The following is an 11,868-nucleotide window of genomic DNA, read 5'->3' as shown; positions in this document are numbered from 1 at the left end:
GGTCGCCGGTGTCGGTCGCCCGGCTGGTCCGGCGCCCCGGGGCACGTCCGGGCAGCCGGGCCGCGAGCCGGTCGACCGCCCCGGCGATCGCCGGGGCCATCCGGTGCCCGATGCCCAGCACGACGGTGCTGCCGGGTCCGCCGATGTCGCCGGCCTCGGCGAGCAGCATCGGGTCGGCGCCCCGGAAGGAGAACACCGCCTGGTCCGGGTCGCCGGCCAGGACGAACTCCTTGGCCGACCGGCCAAGGCTGCGGATCAGCCGGAACTGCACCGGGTCGAGGTGCTGTGCGTCGTCCACGAGCAGGTAGCGCACCCGGGCCCGCTCGGCGGCGAGCAGTTCGGCGTCGGTGTCGAACGCGAGCAGCGCGCCGGCCACCAGTTCGGCCGCGTCCAGCGCGGGGGCGCTGGCCTGGGCGGTGGCGCTGTCCGCGACCCCGTGCAGCAGGCTGACCTGTTCGTACTGCTGGGCGAACCGCCCGGCGGCCACCCACTCGGCGCGCTTGTGCCGCCGGCCGAGGCTGATCAGGTCCTCCGGGCCGAGCCCGCGTTCGGCGGCGCGCAGCATCAGGTCGCGCAGTTCCTCGGCGAAGCCGGGCAGTCCGAGCGCCGCGCGCAGCGCGGGGGGCCAGTGCTCCGCCCCGTCGTCGAGGTCGCCCGCGAGCAGCTCGCGGATCATCGCGTCCTGCTCCGGGCCGGACAGCAGCCGGGGCCGGGGCAGGTCGTGCAGCACGGACTGCAGGCGCAGCACGGCGAAGGCGTAGGAGTGCACGGTGCGCACCATCGGCTCGCGCACCGTCCTGGGCACCTCAGCCGGTTCCTCGGTCGCGGTCAGCAGCGCGGTGATCCGGGCCCGCAGGTCGGCGGCGGCGCGCCGGCTGGCGGTCAGCACCAGCAGCTGCTCCGGGTCGACGGCGCCGTTGCGGATGCGGTCGGCGGCCACCTCGGCGAGCAGCGTGGTCTTGCCCGTGCCCGGTCCGCCGAGCACCCGGACGAACCCGGCGGTGCCGGCGAGCACCCGCTTACCGGCCTCGTCCCAGTGTGGTCGAGGCCGGGCGGTCGCGGCCCGGCGGACGAGCCGTGGTGCCTTCGCGGTGGCCACCCCAGGATGGAAACACGGCACGGGCCCGACATCGGGGACCTGGCGCGGGCATGTCGGACCCGAGTGAGAAGGTGCACGTGTGGACGAGGCATTGCACGAGCGGGTGCGCGAGATCGTCGCCGCGATTCCACCGGGGTCGGTCGCGTCCTATGGGGACGTCGCCGAGCTGGCCCGGGCGCCGTCGCCGCGGCTGGTCGGGCGGGTGCTCGCCGAGGACGGCTCCGACCTGCCGTGGCACCGCGTGTTGCGGGCGGACGGCACCCCGGCCCACCACCTCGCGCAGCGCCAGCTCGAGCTGTTGCGTGCCGAGGGCGTGCTCGCCGACGGACGCCGAGTCAACATGCGCCAATACCGCTGGGACCAAGCGGAGGTACCGGAGGAGCCGAACCTCTTCGACTAGGCGGCCGACCACCCGACCAACAGCTACCTCAGGGGACCGTGACGGCACCCAGCCACATTCGACCCGATATCCGCCACCGTTCCCCGCAACGCGACGACCGCATTGAAATCCGGAGAGGCGGAACAGCACCTCAGGGGACCGTGACGGCACCCAGCCACGTCGGACCCGATATCCGCACCAGTTCCCCGGAACGCAACAACCGCACAAAAATTCCGGAGAGGCGGAACAGCTACGACCGGCGTTCGCTGTGGGCTAGCAGGTCGTGCACGTACTCGTCGTCGGTCATGGCCGCGGCCAGCCGCAGGTGCGGGACGGCCTCGGCGTGCCGGCTCTGCCGGGCCAGGGCCCGGCCGAGCAGCAGGCGGGCGTAGGGGTCCGCCGGGTCCAGCTCGACCAGCTTGCGGGCCACCTCCTCGGCCGGGCCGAGTGCGGCGGCCTGGAAGTGGGCCAGGGCCAGCTCGGTGAGCACGGTCCGGTCGTCCGGGGCGAACGCGGCCGCCTCGGTCAGGTACCGGATGGCGGTGCTGGGATCACCCGACATCCGGAACAGACGGCCGCGGTCGACCAGGTCCTTCACATCTGTCACGGCAGCTCCTCATCGGCGGGGCCACGGTGGGCCAGATGCTCGGCCGGGATCTGGCCGAACCGGCCGGACTGGAAGTCCTCGATCGCGGTCACGATCTCCTGGCGGGTGTTCATCACGAACGGCCCGTACCGGGCGACCGGCTCGTTGATCGGCAGGCCACCCAGAACCAGGATCTCCCAACCGCCCGGCGAGCTGGCGGGCTGGACGTCGGCGGCACGCAGGGTCAACGCGGCGCCGGGGCCGAACACCCCCAGTTGGCCCTCGTCCAGCGGCCGGCGCTCGGCGGCGATGGCGCCGTGGCCGGACAGCACGTAGACCATGGCGTTGAAGTCCCGTGGCCACGGGAGATCCAGCCGGGCGCCGGCGCTCACCGTCGCGTGCAGGTAGGTGATCGGGGTGTAGGTCACGCCGGGACCGTCGTGGCCGGCCAGCGTGCCGGCGATCACCCGGACCAGCGCGCCACCGTCCGGACTGGACAGCAGCGTGGCGTCGCGGGCCTCGATGTCCTGGTACCTCGGGGTCACCAGCTTCAGCTCCCGGGGCAGGTTCACCCACAGCTGCACACCGTGGAACAGCCCGCCCTTGGCGATCATCTCCTGCGGCGGCATCTCGTTGTGCAGGATGCCGGCGCCGGCGGTCATCCACTGGGTGGCGCCGTCGGTGATCAGGCCCCCGCCGCCGATCGAGTCGGTGTGCTGGAACGCGCCGTCGATCATGTAGGTCACGGTTTCGAAGCCACGGTGCGGGTGCCACGGGGCGCCTTTGGCCTCACCCGGCCCGTATTCCACCGCGCCCATGTGGTCGAGCAGCAGGAACGGGTCGGCGAGGGAGAGGTCGACGCCGGGGAACGGCCGGCGGACCTGGAACCCTTCGCCCTCCACGAAGGTGCGGGCCGGCACGATCCGGCGCACCCCGCGCCAGTCGGTGGCCGACTCGGGCAGTTCCGGCAGGCGGGGCAGGGTCAGCGTGTCAGCGGTGATGGCAGGCATGTCCGGCCTCCTCGCTTCACGGGCCGCCTGAGCGGCGACCGTCCAGGTCGTTCAACCTAGTTGCACGCTCAATTATTTCCCCGCCGGACCACCCTCGCCCCAGCCGACCGTAACCGCACACCAATCCCCCGGCCAGTCGGAACCAGCAGTTCAGGCGGTTGTCAGTCGGTCAGCCCGGCCACCTTGAAGTCGACCGGAAACGGCTCGGTCAGCGTGAGCCGGTCGGAGTATTCGCCGGTCCGCACATAGCGACCGTCGTCCAGGACGAAGGTGTGGACGGTGGTGGTCAGCGCGCCACTCTGCCGGGACTCCACCCGCCAGTAGTGCGCGATGCCGGCCTCGGCGTAGACCAGTGGCTTGGACCCGCGATCGTGGCTCCTCGACCCCTTGGACACGACCTCGACAACGAGCAGGACCGCCTCGCGCGGGATCGGCAGGGTGCTCAGCGGCAGACTCCCGTCGAAGACGACGATGTCGGGGGTGACGTAGGCCAGCGGCTCCTCGGCAAGCAGGACGTCGACACCGAAGGCATGCCGCCAGCCGTCCGGCAGCGCGGCCTCGAGTTCGACGGCCAGTTGGAAGATGATCCGCTGATGAAGGGGCGTTGGGCTCGGGTTCACGATGAGGGCTCCGTCGATGATCTCCACCCGGGAGCCCTCCGGCAGGGCTTCGACATCCGCCAGAGTCCAGGTCTCGGGTAGGAGGTGCGGCCAATCCTTGGGCAGGGCCGTCATCGTGAGCTCCCTTCTCGGACCAACGGTACCGGTTCGACCGCGCCGAAGCGCCCTGCCAGCGCGAATGGCGGCAGGGTAACGGACGGTACCGACACGATCACGCGGCGCGCGCGTAGCAGCGGGACTCGAGGTAGCGGCGGGTGATGAGGTCGGCTACCCGGGAGTGGGGGCCGAGGGGGGCGGAGACGACGGGGGCGCCGGTGCGGGCGGCGAGGGTGTGGAAGACGCCGGGGGCGAGCAGCCAGGAGCAGACGGCGACCCGGCCCGGGGTGGCGGCGACGACGTCGGCGATGGACGGGCGGGCGGTGGCGGCGTAGCCGATCCGGACCGGATCGCCGGTGCGGGCGCCGAGCAGGAGCGCGGCGCGCCGGACGTCGGCCAGGGCGCGCGGGTCGGAGGAGCCGGCGGCGGCCAGCACGACCGGGTCGCCGGGGCGCCAGCCGGCGGCGATCAGACGTTCGTGCGCGGCGGCGACCAGACCCGGCGCGGGACCAAGGGGTGCGGTGATGGTGACGCCGGGGCCGGCCTGCGCGGGAAGGTCTACGCGGACGTGGTAGCCGGCGGCCAGGAACGCCGGGACGACAACGGCGCCGTCCGGCACCGAGCGCAGCACCGTGGCCAGGTCCGGCGCGCGCACGTCGGCGAAGGCGACCTCGACTTGCACCGCCGGCAGCCGGGTCCGCACCAGGCGGGCCAACTCGTGGCTCACCGCCGCCCCGGCCGGATCGCGGGTTCCGTGCGCCACCAGGATCAGCGTCATCGCGGCTCGATCGCGAGCCGGTAACCGCGCTTGACCACGGTCTGCACCAGGCGCGGCTCGCCGAGCGCGGCGCGCAGCCGGCCGATCGCGGTCTCCACGGCGTGCTCGTCCACCGGTTCGGTGCGCCCGGAATGCCGGCGCAGCACGCCGAGCAGCGTGCGCCGGGACAACACGTGGCCGGGGCTTTCGGCCAGTGCCCGCAGCACCGCCATCGGCGCGGGCGGCACCGCACGCAGCACGCCGTCCACCGCCACGGCCTGACCGCGCAGTTCCAGCGCCTTCCCGCCGACCGGCAGCCGGATGGCCCGGGCCGGCAGCGCCACCGACAACTCCCTGGCCAGCGCGCCGATCCGGGCGCGGACCGGCTGGATCACTGGAATCCCGTTGCGGGACAACGGTCCGGCCGTGATCGAACCGACGCAGGCGACCAGCACCCGGGAGCGCAGCAGGCCGGCCAACTCATCCAGCCGACCGCCCTGTTCGGCGACCCGCAGCACGCTGGCCGCGGCCGGTGCGCTGGTGAACGACAGCGCGTCGACCTGACCGGCCAGCACCGAGTCCAGCAACCGCTCCAGCGGCGCCGGGTCGGCCGGCCCGGTCCACCGGTACACCGAGATCTCCACCACGTCCGCGCCCGCCGCACGCAACGTGTCCACGAACTCGGGCAACGGTTCGCCGTGCAGCTGCACGACTATCCGCTTACCGTCCACTCCGGACTCGACCAGGTAGGCCAGCAACTCGGCGCTGGCCTCGGACTCCGGCGACCAGTGTTCGACCAGCCCGGCCGCCCGGATGGCGCCCTTGGCCTTGGGACCGCGGGCCAGCACCCGGGCCTGGCCCAGCGCGCCCCGCAGCTCGTCGCCGAGGCCCCAGCCCTCGGCCGCCTCCATCCAGCCACGGAACCCGATGCCGGTGGTGGCCACCGCCACGTCCACCGGTCCGGTGAGCAGGCCCCGGGTGGTCCGCAGCAGCTCGCTGTCGTCGGCCAGCGGGATGATCCGGATCGCGGGGCCGTGCAGCACGGTGGCGCCCCGGCGTTCCAGCAGTGCGCCCAGCTCGTCGGCCCGCCGGGCCGCGGTCACCCCGACCGTGTAACCGGCCAGGGGCAACATCGCCACGCCGGAGGCCTGGACCGCCACGGTCACGGCGACCCGACCAGCACCGTGCCCGCGTCGGACACGTGCACCGGGTAGGCCGGCACCGACACGCTCGGGTCGTCCAGGCACTCCCCGGTGCGCAGGTCGAAGGCCTGCTTGTACACCGGGGACACCACGACCGGGACGCCGCCGCGATCCCCGACCAGCCCGCGGGAGAGCACCGCCGCCCGGCTGAACGGGTCCATATTGGACAGTGCGAACACCTCGTCCTCGTTGGTGCGGAACACCGCGACCTGCTCCCCACCGGGCAGCAGCGCGGCGACCCCGCGGTTGGGCTGCAGCACCGACAACGGACACACCGCGGTCCAGGTGCGCACTTCGACCGTGGTCACGTAACCACCTCCGGAATTCCCAGTTGGACCGGAACCCGCTGGCCGCGCTCCTCGCGGAAGGTGATCGTCGGATCCGGGGTGCCCGGGGCGTTGACGAACGAGGTGAACCGGGCCAGCTTGTCCGGATCGTCCAGCACGCCACGCCATTCGTCCTGATAGGACGCGACATGCCGGGCCATTGCCGCGTCGAGGTCGGCACAGATGTCGAGACTGTCCCGCACGATCACGTCGCGCAGGTGGTCGAGGCCGCCGTCCATGGCCTCGACCCAGGCCGCGGTGCGCTGCAGGCGGTCGGCCGTGCGCACGTAGAACATCAGGAACCGGTCGATCAGCCGAACCAGCTCCTCGGTGTCCACATCGGACACGAGCAGGTCGGCGTGCCGGGGCCGGAAGCCGCCGTTGCCGCCGACGTAGAGATTCCAGCCGTGTTCGGTGGCGATCACGCCGAAGTCCTTGCTCCTGGCCTCGGCGCACTCCCGGGCGCAGCCGGACACCGCGGCCTTGACCTTGTGCGGCGCGCGCAGGCCCCGGTAGCGCAGCTCCAGCTCGATCGCCAGGGTCACCGAGTCCTGCACGCCGTACCGGCACCAGGTGGTGCCGACGCAGGACTTCACCGTGCGCAGCGCCTTTCCGTAGGCGTGGCCGGACTCGAAGCCGGCGTCGACCAGCCGCCGCCAGATCCCGGGCAGTTGCTCGACCGTGGCGCCGAACAGGTCGATCCGCTGCCCGCCGGTGATCTTCGTGTACAGCCCGAAGTCCCGGGCCACCTCGGCGATCACCATCAGTTTGGCCGGGCTGATCTCCCCGCCCGGGATGCGCGGAATCACCGAGTAGGTGCCGTTGCGCTGCAGGTTGGCCAGGAAGTGGTCGTTGGTGTCCTGCAGGCTGGCCTGCTCGCCGTCCAGCACGTGCCCGGTGCCCAGCGAAGCGAGGATCGAGGCGACCGCGGGCTTGCACAGGTCGCACCCGCGGCCGGTGCCGTGCCGGGCGATCAGCTCGCTGAACGTGCCGATCCCGGTCGAGGACACGATCTCGAACAGCTCCGCCCGGCTGTGCCGGAAGTGCTCGCACAGCGCCGTGGACTGGGCCACGCCGGCCGCGCCGAGCAACTGCTTGAGCATCGGCACGCACGACCCGCAGCCGGTGCCGGCCCGGGTGCAGGACTTGAGCGCCGGCACGTCCGCGCAGCCGTCGGAGATCGCCGTGTCGATCGCGGCCCTGGTCACCGCGTGGCAGGAGCACACCTGGGCGTCGGCCGGCAGCCCGCCGACCCCGAGCGCGGCGCCGTCGCCGGCCGGTGCGATCAGCGTCGCCGGGTCGGCCGGCAGCTCCCGGCCGACCAGCGGGCGCAGCAGGGTGTACGCGGAGGCGTCGCCGACCAGCACGCCGCCGAGCAGGGTCCGGGCGTCGTCGGAGACCACGACCTTGCGGTAGGAGCCGGCCACGGCGTCCTTGAACACGACCTCGAGCGCGCCCTCGGTGCGGGCGTGCGCGTCGCCGAAGCTCGCCACGTCCACGCCGAGCAGTTTGAGCTTGGTCGAGGTGTCCGCGCCCGGGAACGTCGCCGCGCCGCCCAGCAGCCGGTCGGCGACCACCTCGGCCATCGCGTAGCCCGGCGCCACCAACCCGTACACCGCGCCGTCGAGGCCCGCGCACTCGCCGATCGCGTAGACGTCCGGGTCGCTGGTCCGGCACCCGGCGTCGACGGCGATGCCGCCGCGCGCGCCGAGCCGGAGCCCGGCGGCGCGGCCCAGCTCGTCGCGCGGGCGCACCCCCGCGGAGAAGACCACCAGGTCGAGGTCCAGCTCGGTGCCGTTGGACAGCGTCGCGATCAGCCGCGCGCCGTCGGCGGCCACCGAGCCCGCCGAGACCCCGGTGTGCACGGTGACGTCGAGGTCCTCGATCAGCCGGCGCAGCAGCGCGCCGCCGCCCTCGTCCACCTGCAGCGGCATCAACCACGGCCCGAGCTCGACCACGTGCGGGGAGAAACCCATGTCCCGCAACGCTTTCGCCGCCTCCAGGCCGAGCAGTCCGCCGCCGACCACCATCGCCGAGCGCCGGCCCCGGCCGGTGAACCGGCGCGCGGTGGCCCGGATCGCGTCCAGGTCGTCGATGGTCCGGTACACGTGACAGCCGGGCAGGTCCCGGCCGGGTACCGGCGGCACGAACGGGTAGGACCCGGTGGCCAGCACCAGGCTGTCGTAGCCCTGGGTGAAGCCGGCCGCGGTGGTCACGGTCCGCGCGGCGCGGTCGATCGTGCCGACCGGGTCGCCGAGCCGGAGCGTGACCAGCGGGTCGGCGGCGTAGTCGGCGCCGTCGAGCTCCAACTCGGCCGGATCCCAGGTGTCCACATAGGACGTCAGAGCCACCCGGTCGTAGGCCGGTCGCGGCTCCTCGGCGAGCACGACCACCCGCCAGGTTCCCGCCGCGTCCCGGTCGCGCACCGCCTGCACCAGCCGGTGTCCGACCATGCCGTTGCCGACCACGACCAGAGTTCGGGTCATCCGCGCGTCCTCCTCCCACTCGTTGCCATCGTCCGGTTTGGTCATGTCCGGCCCGGGTCGGCCCAGTTGCGACGCTGTTACGGAAGACTCCCGTCGCAGCTCAGCGGTTTGTGCGTGCCTTTTGGCGTGGTTGCCCGCCGTCGTTCGCCGCATACTCGGCCCACCACGACGTCTGGGGGGCTCGCATGGACGTGTTGCTGATCACCGGACTGCTCCTGGCCGCCGCGGCGCTGCGGTGGCTTCCGATCACCCCGACCGGCGCCGAGGAAGGCTGGTGGCCGTGCGAGATCGGCTTCCTGCGCGGCGGCCCGACCGGCGCGGTGCGGACCGCGCTCGCCGGGCTGCACTCCGACGGCCTGATCAAGATCGGTGGCCGGAACATCGTGCGGCGCACCGACCGGCTCCAGCCGCCCGGCGGCGACCCGGTGCAGCGCGCGGTGTACGGCACCATGCACACGCCGGCCGCCCCACGCGCCCTGGCCCGCCGGCCGGTGCTGCGCCGCGCGCTGGCGCAGGTGGCCGCGGATCTCACCCGGGCGGGCGTTCGCGCCGCCCGGTGGCGCCGGTTGGCCGGCGCCGGACTTGTGCTCACGGCGATCGTCGTGGCGCTGGTCCTGGACGGCGGGTTCGTCCTGGTCGCGGGCACGGTGTGCGCCGGCGCCGGGCTGTGGGCGCTGTCCCGGCACACGATCGCCGGCCACCGGGTGCTGTCCGGCGCCCGGGACGCCTTCGTCGGCCTGCTCGTCACCCGGTCCACCGACGCGGACCGGGCCGAACTCGTCGTCGCCGCCTTCGCGCTGGGCCGGGAGCGGGACCTGGCGGCCGCCGGGATCCCGGTCGCCGAACTGAGCCGGATCACCGAGCCCACCTGGCAACAGGTCGGCAGCGACGCGGGCTTCCAGCCCGCCGGCGGGCATGAGCTCCCGTAGCGCGGTCACACCCGGGCGTAGGCGAGGCTGGGCACCCGGGCGATCACGAAGGACCGGCGCAGGTAGTAGAACCAGGTCATGGTGGCGAAGACGGCGTAGCCGGCCAGGAACACCCACAGCGCCGAGGTGGACCAGCCGGCGCCGGCCTGCGCCACGGCGAGCTTGTCCGCGGCGGTTCGCGCGGCCGCGACCCGGGCGGTCACGTCCAGGCTGGCCTGCCGGAACATCACCTGGATCAGGAACCCGCCGAACGCCCCGACCGCACCGGCGATCCCGATCACGGCGGCCGCCTCCCGCTTGAACTTCAGCGCGACGGCGGCCGGGTCGCCGCCCCGCTCGTCGATCTCCTTTCGGCCCAGGGCACTGAAGATCAGCGGGATCATCCGGTAGGTGGACCCGTTGGCCGCGCCGGACAACAGGAAGATCACCATGTAGGACCCGAAGAACAGCGCGAAGCTGTGCGCGTTGACGCCGAGGATGGCCAGCGCGGTGAACAGGCCCATGCCGATGAAGCACCAGAAGGTGACGGTGGCGCCGCCGATCCGGTCGGACAGCCAGCCGCCGAACGGCCGGGCCACCGAGCCGATCAGCGCGCCCGCGAACCCGAGCCCGGCCAGGTAGGTGGCGATGAACGGGTGCGCGGCAAGGAACTCCGGGAAGGTGTTCTTGATCACCAGCGGCAGCGCGAACGAGTAGCCGATGAACGAGCCGAACGTTCCGATGTAGAGGATCGACATGATCCAGGTCTGGCCGTGCCGCAACGCGCTCACGTAGGACCGGGTATCCGCCCGGGCGTCGGTGATGCTGTCCATGAACAGCCACGCGCAGATGGCGGCGGTCACGATGAACGGAACCCAGACCAGGCCGGCGTAGGCCAGGTGCACCTCGTGCTTGGGCAGCTTCGCCGCCGCCAGGGGCACCCCGATGATCACCACCAACGGCACCACCAACTGCACGACCGCGACGCCGAGGTTGCCGCCGGCCGCGTTCAGGCCCAGCGCGAAACCCTTGTGCTTCTCCGGGTAGAAGAACGAGATGTTGGCCATGGAGGAGGAGAAGTTGCCGCCGCCGAACCCGGCGGTGGCCGCGCAGGCCAGCAGGACCCAGAACTGGGTGTCGTGCGACTGCGCCGCGAGCCACCCGCTGGGCACCAGGAAAGCCAGCAGCAGCGCGGGAACCAGCAGCAGCGCCGCGCTGATCCCGGTCCAGAGCCGGCCGCCGAACCGGGGCACGGCGAAGGTGTACGGGATGCGCAGGGTCGCGCCGACCAGGTTGGGCACCGCGGTCAGCCAGAACATCTCGGACAGGGTCATCGGTAGTCCGGCGTTGCCCAGGTTGATCACGACCACCGACCAGAGCACCCAGATGGCGAACCCGAAGTGCTCCGCGAAGATCGAGAAGAACAGGTTCTTACGGGCGATGCGCCGGCCGGTGCTGGCCCAGAACTCCTCGTCGTCCGGCTGCCAGTCGTCGATCCACCGGCCGCCGCGGCGGGTGGCCGGCGTCATGGGCGTGGCGTCGAGCGTCGCGCTCATCCTGAACTCCTTCACTGGCTACGGTGTGTCGGCGGCGGACAGCCAGTCGGCGATGCCGCGCACGGCATCCCGGCAGCTACCGCATCCGGTGCTGGCCCTGGTGGCCGCGGCAAGCTCGGCGACATCGCGCTTCCCGTCGCGCCATGCCGAGACGAGCCGACCCTTGGTGACGGTGTTGCACCGGCAGATCAACGCCGACGCCGGCAGGTCGGCCGGACTCTGCGCGGTGGGCGCGCCGGACCGGCCGAGCAACAGGGCGAGCCGGTCGGACGGCGCCGGCACCCCCCGGTCGTAGAGTTGGGTGACCGTGGCCGCCGCGTCCGGCAGGCCGAGCATGATCGCGCCGGCCACCCGGTCGTCGCGGATCACCAACTTCGCGTACCGGCCACCGGCCGGGTCCTGCAGGCAGAGCACCTCGGCACCGGCGTCGTCCGGATCGGCGTGCACGTCACCGAGCGCGGCGAGGTCCACGTCGCGGGCCTTGAGCCGGGTGACCACCGGCGTGCCGCGGTAGCGCGCCGCCGGGTCGGCGCCGGTGATCAGGTCGGCGAGCACGGCGGCCTGCTCCCAGGCCGGCTGCACCAGTCCGGACACGGTGCCCGGATGCCGCGCGCAGTCGCCGATCGCGTGCACCCGGGAGTCGTCGGTGCGCAACATGTCGTCCACCAGCACGCCGCGATCGACGGCCAACCCGGCGGCCTCGGCGAGTTCGGTGCGCGGCAGCACCCCGGCGGACACCACGACCAGGTCGGCGTCGACCACGCTGCCGTCGTCGAGTTTGAGCCCGTCTCCGGACTGGTAGCGCGCGGCCAGCACACCGAGCCGCAGTTCGATGCCCAGACC

General features: G+C 72.9%; 12 protein-coding genes. 2 read left to right on the top strand and 10 right to left on the bottom strand.

The window, feature by feature from the left end; translation table 11 throughout:
- Positions 1 to 1,099 (bottom strand): UvrD-helicase domain-containing protein (locus VFO68_RS19185; RefSeq protein ID WP_325159694.1); only part of this gene is annotated, 1,099 nt, incomplete at its 3' end.
- A 79-nt stretch (positions 1,100 to 1,178) separates the two neighbouring features.
- Here VFO68_RS19185 and VFO68_RS19180 point away from each other — a divergent pair.
- Positions 1,179 to 1,499 carry an MGMT family protein gene (locus VFO68_RS19180; protein WP_325159693.1) on the top strand — a complete coding sequence of 107 codons (321 nt, stop codon included), beginning with the start codon at positions 1,179 to 1,181 and terminating at the stop codon, positions 1,497 to 1,499.
- A 229-nt stretch (positions 1,500 to 1,728) separates the two neighbouring features.
- Here VFO68_RS19180 and VFO68_RS19175 read toward each other — a convergent pair whose 3' ends face one another.
- The 7 genes from VFO68_RS19175 to nirB form a co-directional block, all read right to left on the bottom strand.
- Positions 1,729 to 2,085 (bottom strand): tetratricopeptide repeat protein, encoded by a 357-nt coding sequence (locus VFO68_RS19175; protein ID WP_325159692.1) that lies wholly within the window; start codon positions 2,083 to 2,085, stop codon positions 1,729 to 1,731.
- The gene (locus VFO68_RS19170) at positions 2,082 to 3,074 is read right to left on the bottom strand and encodes a pirin family protein (RefSeq protein WP_325159691.1); all 993 of its coding nucleotides are present in this window, start codon (positions 3,072 to 3,074) and stop codon (positions 2,082 to 2,084) included. Before VFO68_RS19170 ends, VFO68_RS19175 begins: the two co-directional genes overlap by 4 nt.
- 161 nt (positions 3,075 to 3,235) lie before the next feature.
- The gene (locus VFO68_RS19165; protein WP_325159690.1) at positions 3,236 to 3,808 is read right to left on the bottom strand and encodes a Uma2 family endonuclease; all 573 of its coding nucleotides are present in this window, start codon (positions 3,806 to 3,808) and stop codon (positions 3,236 to 3,238) included.
- A 97-nt stretch (positions 3,809 to 3,905) separates the two neighbouring features.
- Positions 3,906 to 4,568, bottom strand: a complete 663-nt coding sequence (locus VFO68_RS19160) for a sirohydrochlorin chelatase (protein ID WP_325159689.1) — start codon at positions 4,566 to 4,568, stop codon at positions 3,906 to 3,908.
- Positions 4,565 to 5,680: a uroporphyrinogen-III synthase gene (locus tag VFO68_RS19155; RefSeq protein WP_325159696.1), complete on the bottom strand. Its 1,116-nt coding sequence runs from the start codon at positions 5,678 to 5,680 to the stop codon at positions 4,565 to 4,567. Before VFO68_RS19155 ends, VFO68_RS19160 begins: the two co-directional genes overlap by 4 nt.
- 29 nt (positions 5,681 to 5,709) lie before the next feature.
- On the bottom strand, positions 5,710 to 6,057 hold the full coding sequence (gene nirD / locus VFO68_RS19150; protein ID WP_325159688.1) for a nitrite reductase small subunit NirD: 348 nt from the start codon (positions 6,055 to 6,057) through the stop codon (positions 5,710 to 5,712).
- Entirely contained in the window at positions 6,054 to 8,561 is a 2,508-nt protein-coding gene (nirB, locus tag VFO68_RS19145; RefSeq protein ID WP_325159695.1) for a nitrite reductase large subunit NirB, read from the bottom strand. Before nirB ends, nirD begins: the two co-directional genes overlap by 4 nt.
- Positions 8,562 to 8,746: 185 nt before the next feature.
- On the opposite strand from nirB, the gene VFO68_RS19140 reads away from it, so the two are divergent.
- Positions 8,747 to 9,490 (top strand): TIGR04222 domain-containing membrane protein, encoded by a 744-nt coding sequence (locus tag VFO68_RS19140; RefSeq protein ID WP_325159687.1) that lies wholly within the window; start codon positions 8,747 to 8,749, stop codon positions 9,488 to 9,490.
- Positions 9,491 to 9,495: 5 nt separating this feature from the next.
- Here VFO68_RS19140 and VFO68_RS19135 read toward each other — a convergent pair whose 3' ends face one another.
- A complete protein-coding gene (locus VFO68_RS19135) occupies positions 9,496 to 11,025 on the bottom strand; it encodes an MFS transporter (protein ID WP_325159686.1) in 1,530 nt (509 codons plus the stop codon).
- Positions 11,026 to 11,043: 18 nt separating this feature from the next.
- Positions 11,044 to 11,868 (bottom strand): FAD-dependent oxidoreductase (locus tag VFO68_RS19130; RefSeq protein ID WP_325159685.1); only part of this gene is annotated, 825 nt, incomplete at its 5' end.

This window comes from Actinophytocola sp., assembly GCF_035712165.1.
Taxonomy (GTDB): Bacteria; Actinomycetota; Actinomycetes; order Mycobacteriales; family Pseudonocardiaceae; genus DASYTH01.
The sequence above is the reverse complement of the archived record's forward strand: the minus strand, read 5'-3'. Positions and strand labels throughout refer to the sequence as shown.